General features: G+C 72.5%; 28 protein-coding genes, 1 pseudogene and 1 riboswitch. Of the genes and pseudogenes, 27 read left to right on the plus strand and 2 right to left on the minus strand.

Translation table 11 applies throughout. The features are described from left to right. The first annotated feature begins 29 nt into the window (after window positions 1–29). The 18 genes and pseudogenes from pyrF to rpe all read left to right on the plus strand — a co-directional run bounded on the left by pyrF (window position 30) and on the right by rpe (window position 16464). On the plus strand, window positions 30–875 hold the full coding sequence (pyrF, locus tag ASH01_RS13350) for an orotidine-5'-phosphate decarboxylase (protein WP_056776486.1): 846 nt from the start codon (window positions 30–32) through the stop codon (window positions 873–875). Window positions 876–924: 49 nt separating this feature from the next. Continuing rightward, window positions 925–1419, plus strand: coding sequence for a hypothetical protein (locus ASH01_RS13355; RefSeq protein WP_056776489.1), 495 nt, complete (start codon window positions 925–927; stop codon window positions 1417–1419). 73 nt (window positions 1420–1492) lie between these two features. Then, window positions 1493–1879 (plus strand): hypothetical protein, encoded by a 387-nt coding sequence (locus tag ASH01_RS13360; RefSeq protein WP_156415574.1) that lies wholly within the window; start codon window positions 1493–1495, stop codon window positions 1877–1879. Window positions 1880–2068: 189 nt separating this feature from the next. Continuing rightward, window positions 2069–2386, plus strand: a complete 318-nt coding sequence (gene mihF / locus ASH01_RS13365) for an integration host factor, actinobacterial type (protein WP_020143992.1) — start codon at window positions 2069–2071, stop codon at window positions 2384–2386. Then, window positions 2386–3006, plus strand: coding sequence for a guanylate kinase (gene gmk, locus ASH01_RS13370; RefSeq protein ID WP_056776495.1), 621 nt, complete (start codon window positions 2386–2388; stop codon window positions 3004–3006). The genes mihF and gmk overlap by 1 nt, the downstream gene beginning before the upstream one ends. Before the next feature lie 101 nt (window positions 3007–3107). After that, complete coding sequence (gene rpoZ / locus ASH01_RS13375; protein WP_020143994.1) at window positions 3108–3371, plus strand: DNA-directed RNA polymerase subunit omega; 264 nt, start codon at window positions 3108–3110, stop codon at window positions 3369–3371. A 26-nt stretch (window positions 3372–3397) separates the two neighbouring features. Continuing rightward, a complete protein-coding gene (coaBC, locus tag ASH01_RS13380; protein WP_056776498.1) occupies window positions 3398–4636 on the plus strand; it encodes a bifunctional phosphopantothenoylcysteine decarboxylase/phosphopantothenate--cysteine ligase CoaBC in 1239 nt (412 codons plus the stop codon). 94 nt (window positions 4637–4730) lie between these two features. Next, a complete protein-coding gene (gene metK, locus ASH01_RS13385) occupies window positions 4731–5954 on the plus strand; it encodes a methionine adenosyltransferase (RefSeq protein ID WP_056776501.1) in 1224 nt (407 codons plus the stop codon). Window positions 5955–5970: 16 nt separating this feature from the next. Further along, window positions 5971–8007, plus strand: coding sequence for a primosomal protein N' (locus ASH01_RS13390; RefSeq protein ID WP_082619825.1), 2037 nt, complete (start codon window positions 5971–5973; stop codon window positions 8005–8007). Between the two features lie 100 nt (window positions 8008–8107). Beyond that, a pseudogene (locus ASH01_RS13395) lies at window positions 8108–9331 on the plus strand (saccharopine dehydrogenase family protein); the annotation flags it as partial. A gap of 50 nt (window positions 9332–9381) precedes the next feature. Next, window positions 9382–9924 (plus strand): dihydrofolate reductase family protein, encoded by a 543-nt coding sequence (locus tag ASH01_RS13400; RefSeq protein WP_056776505.1) that lies wholly within the window; start codon window positions 9382–9384, stop codon window positions 9922–9924. 79 nt (window positions 9925–10003) lie between these two features. After that, window positions 10004–10540, plus strand: coding sequence for an ArsR/SmtB family transcription factor (locus tag ASH01_RS13405; RefSeq protein WP_056776507.1), 537 nt, complete (start codon window positions 10004–10006; stop codon window positions 10538–10540). Then, complete coding sequence (locus ASH01_RS13410; protein WP_056776512.1) at window positions 10537–11895, plus strand: MFS transporter; 1359 nt, start codon at window positions 10537–10539, stop codon at window positions 11893–11895. Before ASH01_RS13405 ends, ASH01_RS13410 begins: the two co-directional genes overlap by 4 nt. A gap of 39 nt (window positions 11896–11934) precedes the next feature. Beyond that, entirely contained in the window at window positions 11935–12480 is a 546-nt protein-coding gene (def, locus tag ASH01_RS13415; protein ID WP_020144002.1) for a peptide deformylase, read from the plus strand. Between the two features lies 1 nt (window position 12481). Next, complete coding sequence (gene fmt, locus ASH01_RS13420) at window positions 12482–13429, plus strand: methionyl-tRNA formyltransferase (protein WP_056776515.1); 948 nt, start codon at window positions 12482–12484, stop codon at window positions 13427–13429. Beyond that, window positions 13422–14957, plus strand: a complete 1536-nt coding sequence (locus ASH01_RS13425; RefSeq protein ID WP_056776517.1) for an RsmB/NOP family class I SAM-dependent RNA methyltransferase — start codon at window positions 13422–13424, stop codon at window positions 14955–14957. Before fmt ends, ASH01_RS13425 begins: the two co-directional genes overlap by 8 nt. A 125-nt stretch (window positions 14958–15082) precedes the next feature. Then, window positions 15083–15778, plus strand: a complete 696-nt coding sequence (locus ASH01_RS13430) for a class I SAM-dependent DNA methyltransferase (protein ID WP_156415575.1) — start codon at window positions 15083–15085, stop codon at window positions 15776–15778. Window positions 15779–15807: 29 nt separating this feature from the next. Continuing rightward, on the plus strand, window positions 15808–16464 hold the full coding sequence (gene rpe, locus ASH01_RS13435; RefSeq protein WP_056777706.1) for a ribulose-phosphate 3-epimerase: 657 nt from the start codon (window positions 15808–15810) through the stop codon (window positions 16462–16464). Between the two features lie 27 nt (window positions 16465–16491). Here rpe and ASH01_RS13440 read toward each other — a convergent pair whose 3' ends face one another. Beyond that, a complete protein-coding gene (locus tag ASH01_RS13440) occupies window positions 16492–16851 on the minus strand; it encodes a YciI family protein (protein WP_056776520.1) in 360 nt (119 codons plus the stop codon). A 221-nt stretch (window positions 16852–17072) separates the two neighbouring features. Further along, window positions 17073–17201: riboswitch (FMN riboswitch) on the plus strand. Between the two features lie 117 nt (window positions 17202–17318). Between ASH01_RS13440 and pnuC the strand changes: the two genes are divergently transcribed. Genes pnuC through ASH01_RS13485 form a run of 9 tightly spaced genes read left to right on the plus strand, consistent with a single transcriptional unit; the run spans window position 17319 to window position 23706 of the window. Then, window positions 17319–18077, plus strand: coding sequence for a nicotinamide riboside transporter PnuC (gene pnuC, locus ASH01_RS13445; protein WP_056776522.1), 759 nt, complete (start codon window positions 17319–17321; stop codon window positions 18075–18077). A 3-nt stretch (window positions 18078–18080) separates the two neighbouring features. After that, window positions 18081–19115, plus strand: a complete 1035-nt coding sequence (gene ribD / locus ASH01_RS13450; RefSeq protein WP_056776525.1) for a bifunctional diaminohydroxyphosphoribosylaminopyrimidine deaminase/5-amino-6-(5-phosphoribosylamino)uracil reductase RibD — start codon at window positions 18081–18083, stop codon at window positions 19113–19115. A 10-nt stretch (window positions 19116–19125) separates the two neighbouring features. After that, window positions 19126–19743 (plus strand): riboflavin synthase, encoded by a 618-nt coding sequence (locus tag ASH01_RS13455; protein ID WP_056776526.1) that lies wholly within the window; start codon window positions 19126–19128, stop codon window positions 19741–19743. Continuing rightward, window positions 19740–20981, plus strand: coding sequence for a 3,4-dihydroxy-2-butanone-4-phosphate synthase (gene ribB / locus ASH01_RS13460; RefSeq protein ID WP_056776529.1), 1242 nt, complete (start codon window positions 19740–19742; stop codon window positions 20979–20981). Before ASH01_RS13455 ends, ribB begins: the two co-directional genes overlap by 4 nt. Continuing rightward, on the plus strand, window positions 20978–21448 hold the full coding sequence (ribH, locus tag ASH01_RS13465) for a 6,7-dimethyl-8-ribityllumazine synthase (RefSeq protein ID WP_056776532.1): 471 nt from the start codon (window positions 20978–20980) through the stop codon (window positions 21446–21448). Before ribB ends, ribH begins: the two co-directional genes overlap by 4 nt. Window positions 21449–21492: 44 nt before the next feature. After that, on the plus strand, window positions 21493–21756 hold the full coding sequence (locus tag ASH01_RS13470; protein ID WP_056776536.1) for a phosphoribosyl-ATP diphosphatase: 264 nt from the start codon (window positions 21493–21495) through the stop codon (window positions 21754–21756). A gap of 14 nt (window positions 21757–21770) precedes the next feature. Then, window positions 21771–22616 carry an ATP phosphoribosyltransferase gene (gene hisG / locus ASH01_RS13475; protein WP_056776539.1) on the plus strand — a complete coding sequence of 282 codons (846 nt, stop codon included), beginning with the start codon at window positions 21771–21773 and terminating at the stop codon, window positions 22614–22616. 29 nt (window positions 22617–22645) lie between these two features. Then, window positions 22646–23158 (plus strand): PH domain-containing protein, encoded by a 513-nt coding sequence (locus ASH01_RS13480; RefSeq protein WP_056777708.1) that lies wholly within the window; start codon window positions 22646–22648, stop codon window positions 23156–23158. Continuing rightward, on the plus strand, window positions 23155–23706 hold the full coding sequence (locus tag ASH01_RS13485; RefSeq protein WP_056776542.1) for a flavin reductase family protein: 552 nt from the start codon (window positions 23155–23157) through the stop codon (window positions 23704–23706). The genes ASH01_RS13480 and ASH01_RS13485 overlap by 4 nt, the downstream gene beginning before the upstream one ends. Here ASH01_RS13485 and ASH01_RS13490 read toward each other — a convergent pair. Further along, window positions 23694–24185 (minus strand): group II truncated hemoglobin, encoded by a 492-nt coding sequence (locus tag ASH01_RS13490; RefSeq protein ID WP_082619826.1) that lies wholly within the window; start codon window positions 24183–24185, stop codon window positions 23694–23696. The two genes, ASH01_RS13485 and ASH01_RS13490, sit on opposite strands and share 13 nt — an antisense overlap. Window positions 24186–24218 lie beyond the last annotated feature (33 nt).

Genomic DNA, 24218 nt, shown 5'->3' on the forward strand with positions numbered 1-24218 from the left:
GCCACCCGACCGTGAACGGAGACCGAACGATGACCCAGGCCTTCGGAGCCCGCCTCCAGGACGCCATGGCGACCCACGGCCCGCTCTGTGTGGGCATCGACCCCCATCGAGCGCTCGTCGAGTCGTGGGGCCTGTCCTACGACGTCGCCGGCCTCGAGCGCTTCGCCCTGACCTGCGTCGAGGCGTTCGCCGGCCGGGTCGCCGCAGTCAAGCCGCAGTCCGCCTTCTTCGAGGTCTTCGGCAGTCGGGGCCTGGCCGTGCTCGAGCGCGTGCTGACCGACTTGAGCGAGGCCGCGACGCTGACGATCCTCGACGCGAAGCGCGGCGACATCGGCTCGACCATGGGTGCCTACGCCGAGGCCTACCTGGGCCCGGACGCCGTCGCCCCTCCGGACGCGCTCACCGTCAGCCCGTACCTCGGCTACGAGTCGCTCCGGCCCGCGATCGACCTCGCCGAGCAGACGGGGCGCGGGCTCTTCGTCCTCGCACTGACGTCGAACCCCGAAGGCGCGACCGTCCAGCACGCGGTGCGCGACGGCCGGTCCGTCGCTGCGTCCGTCGTCGAGGGCGCTGCGGGTGACAACGCCGCCGCGCGAGGCCGCGGCGAGCTGGGCAGCATCGGACTCGTCATCGGTGCCACGGTCGGCGGTGCCGTGCACGACCTCGGGCTCGACCTCGTGAGTGCCGCGACGCCGGTGCTCGCCCCGGGCTTCGGTGCCCAGGGCGGCACGATCGAGTCGCTCGCCACGACCTTCGGTGCGGCCCGTGGCCAGGTGCTCGCGTCGTCGAGCCGCGAGATCCTCGGTGCCGGCCCCGAGCCGAGCCGGCTCGTGTCCCGGACGGCGCAGGTCGCGGAGACGCTGAGAGCGCACTGACGCTCCCACCCGTGTCACAGGAAGTTCCCAGCCGGGTATGCGTTGTGGCATGACGCACACTCGACGCGCACGCCGACTGCTCGCCACCGTCGCCCTCACCGCGACGATCCCGCTCGCCACCGCGTGCGGCTCCAGCACCCAGCCGTCCTCGACAGCCGGCAGCACCGCGTCGGCGTCCTCGTCGGCGTCCTCGTCGGCGTCCTCGTCGGCGTCCTCGTCGGCGTCGAGCACCACGACGAGCGCCTCGGCAGCGGCCGACTCCGCCTACTGCGCGGCGCTCGAGTCCGGGCAGAAGGAGCTCGAGTCGATGTCGTCGAAGATCAGCGACAAGGCCGCCCTGGAGCAGGGCAAGGTGGTGCTCCAGAAGATCGAGGCCGCCGCGCCGGACGAGGTCAAGCAGGCCTGGGGCGACCTCATCGCCTTCGTCGACGCGGCGGCGTCGGGCGACAAGAGCGCCGTCTCCGCGGCGACCGCGAAGATGGATGCCTCGAGCACGAAGATCGAGGCGCACGCCAAGGCGACCTGCAACCTCGACATCTCCTGACCATCGGACCCGGGCAGCGCGCTGCCTCGGGTAGTCGCAGGACGTCGCCGACGACACGGCATACGGTGTGGTGATGCGAACGACCGCCCTGCGCAAGGGCCCTTCGGTGGCCCTCGCGCTGCTCCTCACGGCGACCTCGGTCGCGGCCTGCTCGTCGGGGTCGACCGGTTCCTACTGCGACGCCCTGACGGCCGCCGAGGCGGACTGGAAGGATGCGGGCGCGACCCTCAAGGACCCTGCCTCGGCGGCGCGTTTCGTCGCCACCATCACCACGGTCGAGGCGAGTGCCCCCGAGGAGGTCAGGACCGACTGGGCCTCGCTGCGGGTCCTCGCCGCGAAGTTCACGGTGGCCAAGCCCGACCTCACGGAGCTGACGAAGCACATGGAGGGCTTCGAGAGCTCGGCCAAGCGGATCGAGACCCATGCCAAGGAGACGTGCGGGATCGACCTCGGCAGCTGAGCGGCGTCCGAACGTCGGCTGAACGGCAGCGGGAGGGCGGCAGGAGGGCAGCGGGAGGTGTCCCGGCACGGCCCCCGCGTTGCGGCGCGCACCGCCGGATCGCTAGGTTCGGCGGAGACAACACGCGAGACGTGAAGAACGGCAGGGGGCGCAGGGCGCTCCCCGCAGGCAGCGAGGAGACCGAAGACCGTGGCGCTTCCACCGCTCACCCCTGAGCAACGGGCCGCAGCACTCGAGAAGGCTGCAGCCGCACGTCGGGAGCGAGCAGCGGTCAAGAACCGGCTCAAGTACTCCAGCGGCTCGCTCTCCGAGGTCCTCGAGGACGGCAAGGCCGACCCGGTCATCGGCAAGATGAAGGTCACCGAGCTGCTCGAGTCGATGCCCGGCGTCGGCCGCGTCCGCGCCAAGGCGATCATGGCCGAGGTCGGCATCGCCGAGTCGCGACGCGTGCGTGGGCTCGGGGCCAACCAGGTCGCAGCCCTGCTCCACCGCTTCGAGAAGCCGTGATGTCGGCTGACCCGACGTCGCCCGCGGAGCCCCAGCACGACGCAGCAGCCCCCCGGCGTGGTCGGCTCACGGTGCTCGCCGGCCCCACCGCGGTCGGCAAGGGCACCATCGCGGCCTACGTGCGCACGCACTTCCCGGGCGTCTGGTTCTCCGTCTCGATGACGACCCGCCGACCGCGACCGGGCGAGGTCGACGGGGTGCACTACCACTTCGTCGACGACCACGAGTTCGACCGTCTGGTCGAGGCGGGGGAGTTCCTCGAGTACGCCGTCGTCCACGGCGCCGCCAAGTACGGCACGCCGCGGGGTCCGGTCGAGCGTGTCATCCGCGAGGGCCGCGACGCCCTGCTCGAGATCGACCTGCAGGGCGCGCGCCAGGTGCGCGACACGTGGCCCGAGGCACTCTTCGTCTTCCTCGCACCGCCGAGCTGGGACGAGCTGGTGCGCCGGCTCGTCGGCCGCGGCACCGAGGACGAGGCCGAGCGCGAGCGGCGCCTGTCCACCGCACGGGGCGAGATGGCGGCCCAGAGCGAGTTCGACGAGGTCATCGTCAACGACGATGTTCGTCGGGCCAGCGAAGAACTCGTATCATTGATGAGATCGGGACGCACCGACCGGTGAGTCCCGACGTGATGTGTGCCAGCCGACGGCATACGACCGCACCGCCGTCGACGTCGCGGCACACACCTCAAGCCCGCTGAAACCAACGAAACGAGATCACTGTGTCCGGTACCCAGGCTGCTCCCATCGGCATCACCAACCCGCCGATCGACGACCTCCTGACCGCCGCCGACTCGAAGTACGCGCTCGTCATCTACTCCGCCAAGCGCGCCCGTCAGATCAACGCCTACTACTCCCAGCTGCAGGAGGGCCTGCTCGACTACGTCGGCCCGCTCGTCGAGACCGAGGTCCACGAGAAGCCGCTGTCGATCGCGCTGCGCGAGATCAACGAGGGCCTGCTGACCTCGACGCCCACCGAGGCCTGAGCACCCCGAAGGGTCCGGAGCAGCCGATGCGCGTCGTCCTCGGGGTGAGTGGCGGCATCGCCGCCTACAAGGCGTGCTCGCTGCTCCGGCTGTTCACCGAGCACGGGCACGACGTCACGGTCGTGCCCACTGCGGCGGCGCTCCAGTTCGTCGGGGCGCCGACGTGGTCCGCCCTCTCGGGCAAGCCCGTCAGCACCGAGGTGTGGACGTCCGTGCACGAGGTCCCGCACGTGCGCATCGGCCAGGCGGCCGACCTCGTCGTCGTCGCACCGGCCACGGCCGACCTGCTCGCCAAGGCCGCACACGGCCTGGCCGACGACCTCCTGACCAACACCCTGCTCACCGCCCGGTGCCCGGTGGCCTTCGCGCCGGCCATGCACACGGAGATGTGGGAGCACCCGGCCACGCAGGCCAACGTCGCCACGCTGCGCTCGCGCGGAGCGCACGTCATCGAGCCAGCGGTGGGTCGCCTCACGGGCAAGGACTCCGGCGCCGGCCGCCTACCCGAGCCCGAAGCGCTGTATGCCGCATGCCTCGCGATCGTCTCGGGTGACGGGACCGCGGTGGCCGGGGCGCCGCTGCGCGACCTCGAGGGCCGCCGCGTCGTCGTGTCCGCCGGTGGCACGCGCGAGCCGCTCGACCCGGTGCGCTACCTCGGCAACCGCTCGTCCGGCAAGCAGGGCGTGGCCATCGCTCGCGCCGCCGCCGAGCGCGGGGCGAAGGTCATCCTCGTGGCCGCCAACGTCGCGGTCCCGGTGCCCGAGGGCATCGACGTCGTGCGGGTCGAGACGACGCTCGAGCTGCAGCGGGCGGTCGAGGAGGCGGCGTCGGATGCCGACGTCGTCGTCATGGCCGCGGCTCCGGCCGACTTCCGCCCGGCGCTCGTGAGCGAGAGCAAGATCAAGAAGTCCTCCGACCCCGACGCCGGCCTGCGGGTCGAGCTCGTCGAGAACCCCGACATCGTCCGTGGGCTCGTCGCGGAGCGCGACGCCCGTGGGACGGGCACGCCGTTCATCGTCAGCTTCGCCGCCGAGACAGGCGATGCCCACGGCAGCGTCATGGACCACGCGCGGGCGAAGTTCGCCCGGAAGGGCAGCGACCTGCAGGTCGTCAACGAGGTCGGCGCCGACCTGACCTTCGGCAAGGACGACACGACGGTGCACCTGCTCCGGCGCGGCAGCGACGAGGCGACGACGGTCGGACCGACCTCCAAGGACGCCGTCGCCACCGCGCTGTGGGACACCATCTCGCCCCTGCTCGACTGAGCACTAGACTCTCGCCCCAGCATGGCCTGCCATCCGCAGGACCGGGGCCGCCGAACCACCCGCACCAACTCCGCACCCGACCGAGGGAGAGCAAGTGTCCGCACGTCTGTTCACGTCCGAGTCCGTCACCGAGGGACACCCGGACAAGATCTGCGACCAGATCAGCGACTCGATCCTCGACGCGCTGCTCACCGACGACCCGCAGGCGCGCGTCGCGGTCGAGACGATGGTCACGACCGGGCTCGTCCACGTCGCCGGCGAGGTGTCCACGACGGCCTACGTCGAGATCCCGAAGATCGTGCGCGAGACCATCCTCGAGGTCGGCTACGACGGCTCGCAGAAGGGCTTCGACGGGCGGACCTGCGGCGTCTCGATCTCCATCGGTGCGCAGTCGCCCGACATCGCCCAGGGCGTCGACACGGCGCACGAGCACCGCACGGGTGACGTCGACGACCTGCTCGACAAGCAGGGCGCCGGCGACCAGGGCCTGATGTTCGGCTATGCGTGCGACGACACGGCCGAGCTCATGCCGCTGCCGATCCACCTGGCCCACCGACTCTCGGAGCGCCTGACGCAGGTGCGCAAGAGCGACGAGCTCGCCTACCTGCGTCCCGATGGCAAGACGCAGGTCACCATCGCCTACGAGGGCGACCGCGCCGTCTCCCTCGACACCGTCGTGCTCTCGACCCAGCACGCCCCCGACGTCTCGCTCGAGGGCATGCTCGAGCCCGACATCCGCGCCCACGTCATCGAGCCCGTCCTCGCGGAGCTGCGCGAGAGCGGCACCGACCTCGACGTGTCGAGCTACCGGGCCCTGATCAACCCGACCGGTCGCTTCGAGATCGGTGGCCCGATGGGCGACGCCGGCCTGACCGGACGCAAGATCATCGTCGACACCTACGGCGGCATGGCCCGCCACGGCGGCGGTGCCTTCTCGGGCAAGGACCCGAGCAAGGTCGACCGCTCGGCGGCGTACGCCATGCGCTGGGTCGCCAAGAACGTCGTCGCCGCGGGCCTCGCCCGTCGCTGCGAGGTCCAGGTCGCCTACGCCATCGGCAAGGCGCAGCCGGTCGGCCTCTACATCGAGACCTTCGGCACCGAGACCGTCCCGGTCGACAAGATCCAGCAGGCCATCGGCGACGTCTTCGACCTGCGCCCGGCCGCCATCGTCGACGCGCTCGACCTGCTGCGCCCGATCTACCGCCCGACGGCCGCCTACGGCCACTTCGGTCGCACCAAGGCCGACGGCGTCGAGAACCCGTTCACGTGGGAGCGCACCGACCGCATCGAGGCCCTGCGCACGGCCGTCTCCGGCTGAGGCTAGATTCGCCCCCGTGGGCGACGACGAGACCAAGCAGCGACCGGCCGGACGGCCGGTCGCTGCCGTCGTCGTGGAGACCCCGCTGGCGCACCTCGACCGCGTCTTCGAGTACGCCGTACCCGAGGAGCTCGATGCCGACGCCGTGCCCGGCGCGCGCGTGCGGGTGCGCTTCTCGGGTCGCGAGCTCGACGGCTTCGTCGTCGAGCGCCGGGACCAGCCCCTGCACGACGGCCGGCTGACGCCGCTGCGCCGGGTCGTCAGCGCCGAGCCGGTGCTGACCCCCGAGGTCCTCGCCCTCTGCCGCGCCGTCGCCGACCGGTATGCCGGCACCCTGAGCGACGTCCTCCGCCTCGCGGTGCCCAAGCGCCACGCCACGGCCGAGCGCAACCTCCCGATGGAGTGCCCGCCCCAGGACGAGCTCGCAGCACCCGACCCCGGTGCGTGGGCGGCCTACCCGGCCGGGCCGGCGTGGCTGCGTCGGGTCGCCTCCGGGGAGGGTCCCGCCGCGGCGTGGACCGCCCTGCCGGGACGCGCAGGAGACGCGGACTGGCCGGCGGCGCTCGCCGTCGCCGTGGCCACGGCACTGGCCGCGGGCCGGGGCGCGCTCGTCGTCGTGCCCGACCACCGGGACGTCGACCGGCTCGACGCCGCCCTGACCGCCGTGCTCGGCAAGGGGCGCCACGTGCGGCTCACCTCGGACCAGGGTCCGCAGGCGCGCTACACCGCTTGGCTCAAGGTGCTCCGCGGCCACGTCCGGGTCGTCATCGGCACGCGCGCGGCCGCCTTCGCCCCCGTCCACGACCTCGGCCTCGTCGCGTGGTGGGACGACGGCGACGACCTGCTCGCCGAGCCGCGGGCGCCCTACCACCACGTGGGCGTCGTGCTCGGGCTGAGGGCGTCCGCGACCGGCGCCGCCCTGCTCACCGGAGGGTTCGGGCGGAGCCTGCGCGTCCAGGTGGCCGTCGAGGCGGGCGCGCTCGTGCCGGTCGAGGCCGATGCCGCGACCGTGCGGGCGGCCGCACCACGCGTCACCATCGCCGGTGAGGGGGTCGACGAGGAGCGCGACGGCCCGGCTTCCCGGGCCCACATCCCCTCACGCGCGTGGCGCGTCGCCAGGGACGCCCTCGTCGACGGACCGGTCCTCGTCCAGGTGCCGCGCCGCGGCTACCTGCCGTCGCTCAGCTGCGCCGAGTGCCGCACTCCGGTGCGGTGCGTGCGCTGCCAGGGGCCGGTGGCGCTCGGAGCCTCCGGGACGGCCCCGGCCTGCCGGTGGTGCGGCCTGGCGCTGAGCGGCCACGGCTTCGAGTGCGGCCACTGCGGCTCGCGTCGGCTGCGTTCCTCGATCACGGGCGCCCGGCGCACGGCGGAGGAGATCGGGCGCGCCTTCCCGGGTTTCCCGGTCCACACGTCGGGCTCCGGCGAGGTGCTCGCCGTCGTCGGGCGCGAGCCGTCCCTCGTCATCGCGACGCCGGGGGCCGAGCCGGTCGCCGACGGCGGCTACACCGCCGTGCTGCTGCTCGATGCGTGGGCGAGCCTGGACCTGCCCGTGCTCGACGCGCCGCTCGAGGCAGTGCGGCGGTGGATGGCCGCGGCGGCACTGGCCCGCGAGGGGCGTGCCGTGGTGCTGAGCGGCGCCCCGGAGGCCGTGGCGCTGCCGGCCGTCGAGGCGCTCGTGCGGTGGGACCCCGCCTGGCTCGCGGCCCGCGAGCTGGCGGAGCGGCGTGAGCTCGGCCTTCCGCCGGCCGTGCGCGTGGCCCAGCTGACCGGTGGCCGGCGCCCGCTCGAGGAGGCGCTCGGACAGGCCGACCTGCCCGACGTCGCCCAGGTGCTCGGCCCGGTCCGGCTCTCGCACGCGGGTGCACCTCCCCGCCGTGCCCCGGCCGACGGGGAGCTCGAACGTGCCGTCGCCGACCACCACGTGCTCGTCCGCGTGCCGGCCTCCGAGACCGAGTCGCTGACCCGGGCCCTGCTGGCGCTCAAGGCCTTCCGTTCGGCTCGCAAGGAAACGGACGTCGTGGCCGTGCGGGTCGACCCGCTCGACACGTTCTGACCTGCCGTCGCGTCTCCGAGGCGTCTCGGGCACGCCGCCGTGACAGAGTGACGGCATGCCCGAACGCGAGCTCGACATCGTCCTCTAGGGCGCCACCGGCTTCGTCGGGGCACTGACCGCCGCCCACCTCGCCGCCCACGCGGGGCCTGACGTCCGGATCGCTCTGGCGGGCAGGTCGCGTCCCAAGCTCGAGGCGCTGCGCGTCGAGCTCGGGCGGGCCGCGGCCGCCTGGGAGCTCGTGGCCGTGGACGCGACGGACGCTCCCGCGCTCCGCTCCCTCGCCGGGCGCACGCGCGTGCTCGCCACGACGGTCGGCCCGTACGCGACGTACGGCAAGGAGGTGGCGCGGGCCTGCGCCGAGTCGGGGACGCACTACGCCGACCTCACGGGTGAGGTGCTCTTCGTGCGGTGGTCCCTCGACGAGCTGGACGCCCGGGCCCGCGAGACCGGCGCCGCCGTCGTGCACGCGTGCGGCTTCGACTCCATCCCCTCCGACCTCGGCGTCCTGACGACGGCCCAGCGCGTGGCCGCGGACGGCGAGGGCACGCTCGCCGAGACGACGCTGCTCGTCCGGTCGCTCAAGGGTGGCTTCTCCGGCGGCACCATCGACTCCGCCCGACAGCAGGCCATCACGGCCCGGGCGGACGCCGGCGCCCGCCGCGTGCTCGGCGACTCGTACGCGTTGAGCCCCCGACGCGCCGAGGAGCCGTGCTCGGGTCGCCGGGCGTCCAGCGGTGTCCTCGATCGGCTGCGCCGGCTCGTGCCCGTCGACCGCGACCCGTCGACGGGACGATGGACCGGGCCGTTCGTCATGGCGGCGTTCAACACCCGGATCGTGCGACTGTCGAACACGCTGACCGACTGGTCCTACGGTCGCGACCTGCGCTACCGCGAGGCGACCGACTTCGGCTCGGGCCCGATGTCGCCGGTCCTGGCCGGCGGGATGGCGGTCGGACTCGGCGGCGTCGTGGCCGGTATGGCGTTCCGTCCGACGCGGGCCGTCATCGACCGCTTCCTGCCCAAGCCGGGCGAGGGCCCGAGCCCCGAGGCGCAGGCCGCCGGACGCTTCCGCCTCGAGATCCGCTCCACGACGACGACGGGTGCGCGCTACCGCACGCGGGTCGGCGCCGACTACGACCCGGGCTACGGCGGTACGGCGGTCATGCTCGGACAGACCGCGCTCGCCCTGGCGCTGGACGAGGGCCTGCCGCGCCGGGCCGGTGTCTGCACGCCCGCCACGGCCCTCGGCGAGGTCCTCGTCGAGCGGCTGCGGGCCCAGGGCTTCACCTTCGACGTCGAGCGCGACGACCAGCCGAACGACTGACCACCACCGAACAGCACGACCGAACAGCACCGACTGACAGGAGGCACCACATGGGACGCATCGAGGTCCACGAGTTCATCTCGCTCGACGGGGTGTACGAGAGCCCGAGCTGGACGGCCGAGTTCCCCTTCGACCCGAGGATGGGCGAGGCCATCGCGCGGCTCACCGGCCCGGGCTCCGAGCTGCTCCTCGGGCGGCGGACGTACGAGATGTTCGCCCCGGCCTGGTCGGCGCGCAGCGACGACGACGACCCCGGTGCGGCCTTCTTCAACGGTGCCCGCAAGAACGTCGTCTCCTCGACGCTGCGCGACCCCGACTGGAACAACTCCCGCGTCATCGGCCCGTACGACGCGGACGCCCTCCGCTCGCTCCGCGACGAGGTCGACGGCTCGCTCTACGTCAGCGGCAGCGGCACGCTCGTCCGGGCCATGCTGCGGGACGGGCTCGTCGACGGCCTGCACCTCTTCGTCTTCCCCGTCGTCCTCGGCGCGGGGGAGCGGCTCTTCACCGACGAGGCCGTCTCGGGACTGCGCCTGCTCGAGACCGAGGCCTACGACAGCGGCGTCGTGCACCTCGCCTACGGTCAGGGCTGAGGTTTCCCGACCCATCGTCAGGGACGACCTCCAAAGGAATGCTTGACGGTTGGCCCGGCCGGACGGCATACTCCCAAACATGTCTTTGGAGGAAGAGCGGATCAGCGACCTGCGCGCCACGGCCCACCCGCTGCGGCTGCAGATGCTCTCGCTGCTGACCGGCGCCGAGCTGAGTGCCGCCGAGGTCGCGCGCGAGCTCGACGTCACCCAGGCCAACGCCAGCTACCACCTGCGCCTGCTGCACGCCGCAGGCCTGCTCGAGGTCGCCGCGGAGGAGACGGTGCGCGGCGGCAAGGCCAAGAAGTACCGCCACGCGTGGGACGCGCCGGTCGTGCGTCCGCCGGGCACTCGTGACGAGGACCGGCTCGCCTATGTGCGCGTGTTCGCCGAGATGATCCCGCGGCGCTACCTCGAGCTCGCTCCCGGCGCGCCGAGCCGTTTCACTGACGCCGACCTCTGGGTCGAGCCGGAGGTCTGGGAGCAGGTCACGACGCTCGTCGACGAGGCGAGCGCCCTGCTGCACGCGTCGGCGCGCCCGCCGCGCACCGAGGGCACCGTCCGGGCCGCCCTGTCCGTGGCTGCGTTCCGGCTCCGGGACGGGAGCGAGAGCTCATGAAGGTCCGCGAGTCGATGGGTGCCCTGTCCGACAGCAGGTTCGCGTGGTACTTCACGGCGCGCACGGTCTCGACGGCCGGCAACGTCATGGTGCCCGTCGCCCTCGCGTTCGCCGTCCTCCACATCGACCAGTCGGCGGCGGCCCTCGCGCAGGTGCTCGGGGTGCGCACCCTGACGATGGTCGTCTTCCTCCTCGTGGGTGGAGTCGTCGCCGACCGCTTCTCGCGCATCGTCGTGCTCCAGGTCTCGCACGTCCTCACGTGCCTGACCCAGGCGCTCGCGGCGTACCTCATCATCAGCGGCGACGCGACCCTGACCCAGGTGACCGTCATCGAGGGCGTCAACGGCGCCGTGTCGGCGTTCACCATGCCCGCGATGATGGGCATGGTCCCGCTCGTCGTCGACCGCTCCCGGCTCCAGCAGGCCAACGCCCTGCTGTCCTTCAGCCGCAGCGGCCTGTCCATCATCGGACCGGCGATCGCCGGCCTGCTCGTCGTCGGCGTCGGACCCGGGTGGGCCCTGGCCGCAGACGCGCTGACGTATGCCGTCGCCATCGTCTGCCTGACGCGCGTCGGTCTGCCCCGCCGGTCCCAGGAGGCGGGTGGGCCGCACCACTCGATGGTGCGCGAGCTGCGCGAGGGGTGGAGCGAGTTCACCCGCCGCGAGTGGCTCTGGGTCATCGTCCTCGCCTTCGGGCTGACGAACGCCATCCACGCCGGCGTCATCGGGGTGCTCGGTCCGCTCATCGCCAAGTCGACGGCCTCGATCGGCGAAGCAGGGTGGGGCATCGTGCTCAGCGCCGAGGCCGTCGGCACCGTCCTGATGACCCTCGTCATGCTGCGGCTGCAGCTGCGGCGACCGTTGCGCGCCGGGATGCTCGCCATCTGCGTGCTCGCCGTCCCCATGGTGCTCCTGGGCGCCGCGCCGGCGATCGTGCCCGTCGCCATCGGGTTCTTCCTCGCCGGGGCCGCGGTGGAGGTCTTCGGCGTCGGGTGGAGCACGGCCCTGCACGAGCACGTCCCCGTCCAGGTGCTGTCGCGGGTCTCGAGCTACGACGCCCTCGGGTCGTTCGTCGCCATCCCCATCGGGACGTTCCTCTACGGCTGGCTGGCGACGACCGTCGACACCGAGGTGCTGATGCTCGTCAGCGCCGGCGTCTACGTCGTCGTCTCCCTCTCTGCCCTGCTGTCCCGTTCGGTGCGCGAGCTGGGCCGCAGCAGCGAGGACCCAGCCGCGGTCGGACCCGCCGCGGGCGTGGCGACCGGTGACGCGACCGGTGACGCGACCGGTGACGCGACCCGTGACGCGACCCGTGACGCCACCGGTGCGGCGGCCGACGAGCCGTCGCGGTCCTAGACTGGCGGCGCCCCACGCCTTCCCGACCCCTGGAGACCTGTGTCGATCAAGGACATCCGACTCTTCGGTGACCCGGTCCTGCGGACCGCCGCCGCCGAGGTCACCGACTTCGACAAGCAGCTGCGCGTGCTCGTCAAGGACCTCGAGGACACGATGCTCGACGCCCCCGGCGCCGGCCTCGCGGCCCCCCAGATCGGAGTCGGCCTCCGCGTCTTCACCTACTGGGTCGACGGCGTGCTCGGCCACCTCGTCAACCCCGTCCTCGACCTCTCCGACGACGAGCAGGACGGTCCCGAGGGGTGCCTCTCGATCCCCGGCCTGGCGTTCGACACCAAGCGGGCCCTGTCGGTCGTGGCCAAGGGGCAGAACATGTGGGGCGAACCCGTCGTGCTCGAGGGCACGCAGCTGCTCGCCCGCTGCGTCCAGCACGAGACCGACCACCTCGACGGCATCCTCTTCCTCGACCGGCTCGACCCCGAGGCGCGCCGTGAGGCGATGCGGGCCATCCGTGCGGCGGAGTGGTTCGCCGAGGACCCGCCCGAGGTACGGATCAGCCCGCACTCGACCTTCGGCCGGGCGATGTGAGATGAGAGTCGTCTTCGCAGGCACCCCCGAGGCGGCGGTGCCGAGCCTCGATGCCATCGCGTCCTCGAGCCACGAGCTCGTCGGCGTCGTCACCCGCCCCGACGCACCCTCGGGCCGTGGTCGGCGGCTCGAGGCCTCGCCCGTCCGTCGCCGGGCCGAGGAGCTCGGGATCCCGGTGCTCACCCCGACGCGCGTCAAGGACCCCGACTTCCTCGACGCCCTCACGGCTCTCGCACCCGACGCGTGCCCGGTCGTGGCCTACGGCAACCTCATCCCACCCGTCGCGCTCGCGATCCCGCGTCTCGGCTGGATCAACCTGCACTTCTCGCTCCTGCCCGCCTGGCGTGGCGCGGCACCGGTCCAGCACGCGATCATGGCCGGCGACGAGGTGACCGGTGCGTCGACGTTCGTCATCGAGCGCGGTCTCGACACCGGGCCGGTGCTCGGCGTCATGACCGAGACGATCCGGCCCACCGACACCGCCGGCGACCTGCTGGGTCGGCTGTCGGGAGCCGGGGCCGGCCTGCTCGTCGCGACCCTGGACGGCCTCGAGTCGGGCGACCTCGTGGCCGTCCCCCAGCCGTCCGAGGGCGTCTCGCTCGCACCGAAGATCGAGGTCGAGGACGCCCGCATCGTGTGGACGCGTCCGGCGACCGCTGTCGACCGGCTCGTGCGCGGCTGCACGCCCGCGCCGGGCGCGTGGACCACCTTCCGCGGCGAGCGGCTCAAGGTCTCGCCGGTGAACGTGGTCGACGCCGGAGAGGTCCCCGACTCCGCCCCGCTCGGAGCCGGCACGCTCCTCGTGACGAAGAAGGCCGTCTTCGTCGGCACGGGCAGCGACCCGATCCGTCTGGGCACGGTGCAGGCGCACGGCAAGAAGCCGATGGCGGCCGCAGACTGGGCCCGAGGCACGCGCATCGAGGCAGGGGAGGGGGTCGGCGATGAGTGACGAGCGACGGGGCGGCGGTCGACCGGGCGACGGGCGCCGCGGAGAGCGCCAGCGGCCGCAGGCTCGCGAGCGCTCTGCCGGCCACCGTTCCGAGCAGCGACCGTCCGAGCGGGCCCGGCGCACAGATGCGCCCCGGCTCGCCGCCTACACCGCGATGCGTGAGGTCGCCGACGGCGCCTACGCCAACCTCACGCTGCCGAAGCTGTTGCGCGACAAGCGGATCAGCGGGCGGGACGCCGGCTTCGCCACCGAGCTCGTCTACGGGGCCACGCGACTCTCCGGCCTCTACGACGCGATCATCGCGTCCGCCGCGGGTCGGCCCGTCGACAAGATCGATGCCAACGTGCTCGACACCCTGCGGCTCGGTGCGCACCAGCTGCTCGGCATGCGCGTCCCCAGCCATGCGGCCGTCGACGAGACCGTGGCCCTGGCCCGGCAGGTCAACGGGGCCGGCGCGGCCGGCTTCGTCAACGCCGTCATGCGGCGCATCAGCGAGCGCGAGCCGGACGAGTGGATCGACCTGGTCACCCGCGACGTCGTCGACCCGGTCGAGCGCCTGGCGCTGCGCACGTCGCACCCCGTGTGGATCGCCAAGGCACTCCGGGCCGCCCTGATCGGGCACGGCGCCGCAGGTCCGGACGACGTCGAGGAGTCGCTGACGGCATTGCTCGAGAGCGACAACGCCGCCGCCAAGGTGTCGCTCGTCGCGCGACCCGGCCTCGCCTCGCTCGACGAGCTCGAGGACGCCGGCGCGGAGCGCTCCGGGCTCAGCCCCGTCGGTGCGACGCTGCCGGAAGGGGACCCGGGAGCCATCTCTGCCGTACGCGACGGGCGGGCCGCGGTCCAGGACGAGGGCTCGCAGCTGCTCGTCCTCGCCCTCGCTGCCGCCGACACCGAGGGTGGGGCCGCCGAGCACGAGCGGTGGCTCGACCTCTGCGCAGGCCCTGGCGGCAAGGCGGGACTGCTCGCAGCCCTCGCCATCGAGCGACGGATCCCCTTCGTGGCCAACGAGATCAGCGAGCACCGTGCCGACCTCGTCTGGCAGACCCTGGCCGCGGCTCGTGCCGAGGCGCGCGAGCTCGACACGAGCCTCAAGGTGCGACACGGAGACGGCCGGGAGCTCGGCGAGCTCGAACCGGGCGGCTTCAGCCGCGTCCTCATCGACGCCCCGTGCACGGGTCTCGGAGCCCTGCGACGACGACCCGAGGCGCGCTGGCGGCGTGGCCCCGGCGACGTGGCCGCCCTGGCCGGGCTGCAGCGCGAGCTGCTCGAGTCCGGCATCGAGGCCACCGCGACCGGGGGCCTCGTCGGCTACGCGACGTGCAGCCCGCACCTCAACGAGACGCGCTTCGTCGTCACCGACATCCTCAAGCGGCGCGACGACGTCGAGCTCGTCGACGCACGCCCGCTCTTCGTCGACGCCTCCGGACGCGAGCTGCCGGGTCTCGGCGAGGGGCCCTACGTCCAGCTCTGGCCGCACGTCCATGGCACCGACGCCATGTTCTTCGCCCTGCTGCGCAAGCGGTAGGCCCGAAAAGCGCTCGCGCGCGGACCTGGCGATGGGCAGGGTGGGGCCGTGACGGCATACGCGACCGACGACCTCGAGCCCAGCTCCTTCGACGAGAAGGTGGCACCGACGCGGGATCGGCCCACATGTTCGCGCCGGCCGTCCTCGGTCCCACGGTCGATGTGCTCCACGAGCTCGCCGGGGAGGGTCCGGCGCTCGAGCTCGCGATCGGCACGGGTCGGGTCGCGCTGCCGCTCGCGGAGCGCGGCGTCGAGGTGCACGGCATCGACGTCTCTGAGGCCATGGTGGCGCAGCTGCGACGCAAGCCGGGTGGTGACCGGCTGGCGGTGACGATCGGTGACATGGCGACCACCCGGGTGGGCAGCGGCTACCGCCTCGCGTACCTCGTCTACAACACCATCACGAACCTGCTGACCCAGGACGAGCAGGTCGAGTGCTTCCGCACCGTCGCCGAACAGCTTGCACCTCGAGGGTGCTTCGTCGTCGAGGTCTTCGTGCCGCAGCTGCGTCGGATGCCGCCGGGCCAGACCGCCGTACCCTTCCACGTCGGGAGTCGCCACGTCGGCTTCGACACCGTCGACGTCGTGTCGCAGCTGTCGGTCTCGCACCACTACGTCCGGGAGGGGCAACAGGACGCACAGGGTCGGGAGCTGGCGAGGTATGCCGCCTCGGCGCACCGCTACGTGTGGCCGTCGGAGCTCGACCTCATGGCGCGCATCGCGAGCCTGACCCTGACGCACCGCTGGGCGGACTGGGACCGCACTCCTTTTACGGCGGAGTCGGAGTCGCACGTCTCGGTGTGGACCAAGGGCGGTGCCTGACGCCCGCCACCCGCCCCTAGGCTGTGCGCGTGCAGATCTCACCGAGCATCCTGTCCGCCGACTTCGCCAACCTCGAGGCGGAGCTCGGGCGCATCTCGAACGCCGACTGGGCGCACGTCGACGTCATGGACGCCCACTTCGTGCCGAACCTCACTCTCGGGCTGCCCATCGTCGAGGCGCTGCTCGCGGTGAGCCCGATCCCGATCGATGCGCACCTCATGATCGAGGACCCCGACCGGTGGGCGCCGGCCTACGCCGAGGCGGGGTGCCAGTCGGTGACCTTCCACGTCGAGGCGGCACGCGACCCTCGCGCGCTGGCGCGGACGCTGCGCGCCGCGGGTGCTCGAGCGTCGATGGCGCTCAAGCCCGGGACGGCATTCGCGCCCTACGAGGACCTGCTGCCCGACCTCGACATGGTGCTCGTCATGACGGTCGAGCCCGGCTTCGGCGGGCAGTCCTTCATGGCCGACCAGATGCCCAAGGTGCGCCAGGTGCGCGAGGCGGTGCGCCGCCACGGCGGCGAGATCTGGATCCAGGTCGACGGTGGCGTCAGCGCCGACACGATCGAGCAGTGCGCCGAGGCGGGAGCCGACGTGTTCGTCGCCGGCTCAGCGGTCTACGGCGCCGAGGACGCCGCGGCCGCTGTCGACGAGCTGCGCGCGCTGGCTCTCACGCACCGGCACTGACCCGACGGCCGCGGCGACCCGCCGCGGTCAGTCGACCTTCGGCTGCGGCTTGAAGCGGCGGACCTCGTGGGGCCAACCGCAGGCCTCGGCGATCTTCCCGGCCCACATCTTGGCGGTCTCGTCGTCGGGCACGTCCACGATGGCGAAGCCACCGAGGAACTCCTTCGTCTCGACGTAGGGACCGTCGGTGATCATCACGCTGCCGCTGGAGGGATCGGCGTGGTAGACGGGACCATCCTCCTCCTCGAGACCCCCGGCGAAGACGTACACGCCGGCAGCCTTCATCTCGTCGACGGTCGCCATCGCGAGAGGTCCGCGACCGCGGAACCAGTCCTCGGAGTGGTCGCCCACCCACTGCTGGTTGAAGTAGAGGAGGTACTCGGCCACGACTGGCTCCTTCTGTCCGGCGGACCCTGTTGTCCGCGTCATGCCTACTACACGAACGGGGACGGGCGATTTCGACACGGTGTCCGGGAGCGATTCTCCGTCGCGCGGCCGTGCTCCTGACCGCGTGGGCGCCGCCGTCACGGACGGCAGGCGCGGCTGCCGTGGCGGCCATCACGCGGTCGCGGCGTGCGCGGCCGACGGACGCGGGTGCATACTGGCTCTACGTGCTCCGGGGTCGGTGTAATTCCGAGCCGGCGGTTAAAGTCCGCGACCCGACCGCATCCAGCGGCCGGTTGACCTGGTGAAATTCCGGGACCGACGGTGAAAGTCCGGATGGGAGGCAGCACGAAACAGGCCGTCGTGGCCTGGGCCGTCGGCATCGTCCGTCCGGGTCCGGACCGCGTGGGCGTGTGGAGTCACCCCGGAGTTCGTCCGTGCCACGACGAACGACCAAGGACGAACACCACATGCAGGCTCTTGCTCTGGCCGACGAGACGAAGAACGTCTTCCAACAGGCCATCGACGCCACCATCCCGATCGGCCAGTACCAGCTGCACTGGCTCGAGCTGATCGGTGTCCTGATCGGGCTCGCGTCCGCCTACCTCGGCATGCGCCGGTGGGTCCTGGCCTGGCCGGTGGGGATCCTCGCGAACATCATGCTGTTCTTCGTCTACCTCGGTGCCGTCTTCGGGGCCGACGAGCGCATCCCGCTCTTCGGTCAGGCCGGCCGGCAGGTCTTCTTCATCATCACGAGCATCTACGGCTGGTGGCGCTGGTCGCAGGTCCGCAGGCTCAACCACGCCGACGACTCGAGCGGTGTGGCGATCACGCCTCGCTGGGCCACGAGCCGCGAGCGCGTCGCCGTCGTCGTCTTCTGGCTCGTCGGCACGGTCGTCGTGCACCAGGCCTTCGTCTGGCTGTGGAACCTCTCGCCGAACCCGTTCTTCACGCCCGAGTGGTGGTTCTACTGGTGCGACGCCTGGATCTTCGTCGGCTCGATCGTCGCGACGTACGCCATGGCGCGCGGCTGGAACGAGTTCTGGCTGGCCTGGATCGCTGTCGACCTCGTCGGCGTGCCGTTCGCCTTCGCGACCGACTACGTGCCGACCGGTGTGCTGTACACCTTCTACGGCCTCTTCGTCATCTACGGCTTCACCCAGTGGGTCAAGGTGTCACGGGTCGCCGAACGCGACGTCGAGCCGCAGCTGACCGGGACGTCGAGCTGACCCATGGGTGACACGGCCGCCCCGGCATGGATGCGACGAGCCCTCCGGCTCGCCGCATCCGGGCCGTGGCCCGACCCCAACCCGCGGGTCGGCTGTGTCATCGTCGCGGCCGACGGCGCCCTGGTCGTCGGTGAGGGCCACCACCACGGGGCTGGCACGCGGCACGCCGAGATCGAGGCCCTGAGTTCCGCAGGCTCCGCGGCCCGGGGGGCGACCGCCTACGTGACGCTCGAGCCGTGCTCGCACACGGGCCGCACCGGTCCCTGCGCGGAGGCCCTCGTCGAGGCGGGTGTTGCGCGGGTCGTCTTCGCTCAGTCGGACCCGAACCCGGACGCCGCGGGAGGCGCCGAGGTGCTGCACGCCGCCGGCATCCACGTGACCGGAGGTGTGCTCGCCGACGAGGCGGCCACGCTCAACGACCGCTGGGCGCGCAGCGTGGCCCTCGGCCGACCGCTCGTCACGTGGAAGCTCGCCACGACCCTCGACGGCAGGAGCGCGGCCGCCGACGGGAGCAGCCAGTGGATCACGGGAGAGGCGGCTCGCGCCGACGTCCACGCGCTGCGTGCGACCCGCGACGCCGTCCTCGTCGGCACGGGCACCGTGCTCGCCGACGACCCCCGTCTCACCGTGCGTATGCCGGGTGGCGGGCTGGCGCCGCGCCAGCCCCTTCGCGTCGTCATGGGAGAGCGTCCACTTCCGGCCGGAGCGCGCCTCCACGACGCTCCGGGGGAGGTGCTGCACCTGACCACTCGCGACCCCAGCGAGGCACTGGGCCGGTTGTGGCACAGCGGAATCCGTGACGTCTGGCTCGAGGGCGGCCCCACGCTCGCCGCGGCGTTCCTCCGCGCCGGTCTCGTCGACGACGTCTACGCCTACGTCGCCCCGGCGCTGCTCGGCTCGGGCCGCGCTGCCGTGGCCGACCTCGGCATCACCTCCATCGCGGACGTCCGACGCCTCGATCTCGTCGACGTGACGGTCGTCGGGGGAGACGTCCGCATCCACGCCGGCGCCCACCCGCGAGTGCACGCAGAACCCTGAGGAGACAGTCATGTTCACCGGAATCGTCGAGGAGCTCGGAACCGTGGCCGCCATCGAGCACGGCGCCGACTCGGCCGTGCTGCGCATCGACGGCCCCCTCGTCGTCAGCGACGCCACCCACGGCGCCTCCATCTCCGTCAACGGCGTCTGCCTCACCGTGACCGAGCACGACGCCGCGGGCTTCACGGTCGACGTCATGGCCGAGACCCTCGACCGCAGCAGTCTCGGGGCCCTGGCCCCCGGTGACCGCGTCAACCTCGAGCGCGCGATGCCGGCCGACGGTCGCTTCGGTGGTCACGTCGTGCAGGGCCATGTCGACGGGACTGCCACCATCACGGCGCGAACGCCCGGGGACCGTTGGGAGACGGTCGACTTCACGCTCCCACCGGGCCTCGCGGCATACGTGGTCGAGAAGGGCTCGATCACGGTGGACGGGGTCTCGCTCACCGTCGCCCACGTCGGCGACGACGCGTTCGGCGTCTCGCTCATCCCCACGACGCTCGACCTGACGACGCTCGGGCACAAGGGGGTCGGCGACGTCGTCAACCTCGAGGTCGACGTCATCGCGAAGTACGTCGAGCGACTGCTCAGCCACCGACAGACCGACCGACAGGAGGTCGAGTCATGACCACCCTCTCCACCGTCGAGGAGGCCCTCGAGGCCCTCCAGGCCGGCCGGCCCGTCCTCGTCCTCGACGACGAGGACCGCGAGAACGAGGGCGACCTGGTCCTCGCGGCGGAGACCGCCACCGAGGACTGGATGGCATGGACCATCCGCCACTCGTCCGGCTACCTCTGCGCGCCGATGCCCGACGAGATCGCCGACCGGCTCGAGCTGCCGCTCATGGTCGCCGAGAACCGCGACCCGCTGCGGACCGCCTACACCGTGTCCGTCGATGCGGCGTCAGGGGTCACCACGGGCATCAGCGCGGCCGACCGCCTGCACACCGTCCGCGTGCTCGCCGACGTCGAATCGGTGCCCGCCGACCTCATCCGACCCGGGCACATCCTGCCGCTGCGCGCCCGCCACGGAGGCGTCCTGACCCGCCCCGGTCACACCGAGGCGGCGGTCGACCTGACCCGGCTCGCGGGCCTCTCGCCGGTCGGGGTCATCGGTGAGCTCGTCCACGACGACGGGACGATGATGCGCTTCGACGCCGTCGTCGGGCTCGGCCGCGAGTTCGGCCTGCCCGTCATCACCATCGAGCAGCTCATCGACCACCGGCAGCGCCTCGACCGGGTCGAGCGCCTCGCGACCACCCGCATCCCGACGGTGCACGGCACGTTCACCGCCCACGGCTACCGCGACACCCTGACGGGCGACGAGCACGTCGCCCTCGTCAGCCCGCGCGGGCTGCAGGGGCGCGGCCGCAGCGGGCCCGTCGTCACGCGCCTGCACTCCGAGTGCCTGACCGGCGACGCGTTCGGGTCGCTGCGCTGCGACTGCGGACCCCAGCTGCAGGCATCGCTGGCGCGCGTCGGGCGCGACGGCGGCGTCGTCGTGTACCTCGGCGGTCACGAGGGCCGGGGGGTCGGGCTCGTCGACAAGCTCCGCGCGTACTCCCAGCAGGACGGCGGCGCCGACACCGTCGATGCCCAGACGGCTCTCGGCCTTCCGGTCGACGCGCGGGAGTACGCCGCCGGTGCGGCGATCCTGCACGACCTCGGTGCGACGCAGGTCGTCCTCCTGACGAACAACCCCAACAAGGTCGCGGCACTGCGCCACCTCGGGCTCGACGTCGTCGCGGTCGAGCGGCTCCACGGACCGATGGGCGCAGACAACGAGCAGTACCTCACGACCAAGCGTGAGCGCATGGGCCATGACATCCCGGTCCCCACCGACCGGCACGGCAAGGAGACGGCATGAAGGACGGCGCCCCCACCATCAGCACCGACGGCACCGGGCTGCGGGTAGCCGTCGTCGCGGCGAGCTGGCACGACGTGGTCATGGACGGCCTCCTCGACGGCGCGCGTCGTGGCCTCGCGGATGCCGGGGTCACGCACGTCGACGTCGTCCGCGTCCCCGGGACGTTCGAGCTGCCGGTCGCGTGCGCGACCCTCGCCGACCGCTACGACGCGCTCGTCGCGCTGGGGGTCGTCATCCGCGGCAGCACGCCACACTTCGACTACGTCTGCCAGGCCGCGACCGTCGGCATCACCGACGTCTCGGTGCGCACGGGCACGCCGATCGGCTTCGGCGTGCTCACGTGCGACGACGAGGCCCAGGCGCTCGACCGCGCCGGGCTCCCCGGATCCGCCGAGGACAAGGGCCACGAGGCCGCGTCGGCGGCCGTCGCGACCGTCGTCGCCCTCCACGGCGTCGCCACGACGTGAGCACCGTCCGGGACACGGTTGCACGGCCCGTAGGCTGGGGCACCGTGAAGAGCTTTGAGCAGCTGTATGCCGAGCTGGCCGAGAAGGCGCAGACGCGACCCGAGGGTTCGGGCACCGTCGCGCAGCTCGACGCCGGCGTCCACGCGATCGGCAAGAAGATCGTCGAGGAGGCGGCCGAGGTGTGGATGGCCGCCGAGTACCAGTCGAAGGACGAGGCCGCCGAGGAGATCAGCCAGCTCCTCTACCACCTGCAGGTCCTCATGCTCGCCAAGGGCATCTCGCTCGACGACGTCTACTCCCACCTCTGAGGACTGTTCACTCCATGCTGCGAATCGCCGTGCCCAACAAGGGCTCTCTCTCCGACGCGACCGTCGAGCTGCTGCGCGAGGCGGGCTACCGCGTACGCCGTGACACCAAGGAGCTCGTCGTCGCCGACGCCGAGAACGACGTCGAGTTCTTCTACCTGCGCCCCCGCGACATCGCGGTCTACGTCGGGTCCGGCACGGTCGACGCAGGCGTCACCGGTCGTGACCTGCTGCTCGACTCGGGCTCGAGCGCCGTCGAGGTCATGTCGCTCGGCTTCGGCGCCTCGACCTTCCGGTATGCCGGCAAGCCCGGCCACGTGGCCACCGTCGACGACATCGCGGGCAAGCGCGTCGCCACGTCGTATGCCGGTCTGGTGCGTTCCGACCTCGCCGCTCGTGGGCTCGCCGCGGAGGTCGTGCGCCTCGACGGTGCGGTCGAGACGGCCATCACCCTCGGGGTCGCCGACTGCATCGCCGACGTCGTCGAGACCGGGACGACCCTGCGCCAGCAGGGCCTCGAGGTGTTCGGCGAGCCGATCCTGCAGTCCGAGGCCGTCCTCATCCGCGGCGACCGCCCCGGCGAGGACCAGGCCATCGAGGTGCTCCAGCGGCGCATCGCCGGCGTCATCACGGCCCGCACGTACGTCATGCTCGACTACGACTGCCCGAAGGACCTCGTCGACCGGGCCTGCCGGCTGACCCCGGGCCTCGAGTCGCCCACGGTCTCGCCGATGCAGGACGAGGCGTGGGTCGCCGTGCGTGCCATGGTGCCTCGCATCGGGCGCAACCGACTCATGGACGAGCTCTACGACCTGGGCGCGCGGGCGATCCTCGTGACCGACATCGCCGCCTGCCGGCTGTGACGCACGACGGGGACGACGGACGTGAACCGATGACGCAGCAGCCCTCCTCCCGGCCGGAGCACGACTCGGCCGCCGACTCCGCCGCGTGGGCGCCCTTCCGGCCCAAGCGGGGACGGGGCGTCGCCCTTGGCGTGGTCTGGTCCTCGCTCGCCGTCTTCGGCATCATCGCCGTCGTCATGCCGGCGCAGGTCGACGGCCGGTGGGGGCTCGGCGACCGCCTCATGTTCTTCGGACTCGGTGTCGCGATCGCCTTCCTCGCCTGGCGGTACGCGTCGATCCGCGCGGTGCCGAGCCGCGCCGGGCTCGTCGTGCGCAACCTCGTGCTCACCCGCACGCTCGAGTGGCCTGAGGTCGTGGGCATCCAGTTCGGCGGGGGAGAGCCCTGGGTCACCCTCGACCTCGAGGACGGCGACACCGTCGCGGTCATGGCGATCCAGAAGGCCGACGGTCCGCTCGCCGGCCGGGAGGCCTCTCGTCTCGCGGCGCTCGTCCAGGCGTTCGGCGAGGCGCGTGAGCCCGGGCCGCGGCAGGATCCGGCATGACGGCTGGGCAGACGGGTGAGCCGACGCCGGAGCGGATGCGCCACGCACTCGGCCATTTCGCCACGGGCGTGACGATCGTGACCGGGTTCGCCGAGGGCGGTGAGCCCGTCGGCTTCGCCTGCCAGTCGTTCGCGTCGGTCTCCCTGCACCCGCCGCTCGTGCTCTTCTGCGCCGACCACCGCGGCCGGTCGTGGCCGCGCATGCGCGACGACGGGCGCTTCACCGTCAACGTGCTCGGGCACGAGCAGCGCGACCTCATCGCGCGCTTCGGCTCGGCCGGCGGCGCCCGGTTCGACTCCCTGGACTGGGAGCCGTCGCACCATGGTGGCCCGAGCCTCCCGGGCGTGCTCATGCGCGTGCACTGCTCGGTCGAGCAGGTGCACGTCGCCGGGGACCACGACGTCGTCGTCGGCCGGGTCCTCGACCTCGAGGACGGTGAGTCGGGCCGGCCGATGCTCTTCTACCGGGGACGTCTCACGGTCACCGAGCGGCGTACGTCTGCCGGCGGCGACGAGGGACCCGCGGCGATCGACGACTACTGGGGCTGAGCCGACGAGGCCGTCGCCCGGGAGTCGGTGCCGTCCACCAGGCCGTCCCACGACCACTGCGGCACGGTCAGGCCGTCGGGCACGTCGTCGGCCGATCCGTGGTAGGTGCTCATGTAGCCCACCGCCCAGCTGAAGTACGCGACGAGCGCGTCGCGTACGTCCGGGTCGTCGGAGAGTCCGGCGTCCTCGACGGCTCGCTCGAAGCACTCGAGCGCCCGCTCGTCCATCTCCTGGTGCGGACCGTTGCCGGAGTGCAGCCGCACGACCGTCGACTCGCTCGCCACGGAGCCCGAGTAGGTGGGCGGGCCGCCGAGAGCCTCGGCCCAGTACGCCGCGAGCCGCATGGTGTGGTCGGGGTGGAAGCCGTGCGAGAAGGCGTGCGACACGACGGGGTCGACAAGGACGCGCTCGTGCCAGGCGTGAGCGAGGGCGACGAGCGCGGGCATCCCGCCGACGGCGTCGTAGATGGTCCGTGTCACCGTCGCAGGCTGCCATCCCGCGGGCAACGCGAC

Origin of the sequence: Terrabacter sp. Soil811, from assembly GCF_001429655.1 — a bacterium.
GTDB lineage: Bacteria > Actinomycetota > Actinomycetes > Actinomycetales > Dermatophilaceae > Terrabacter.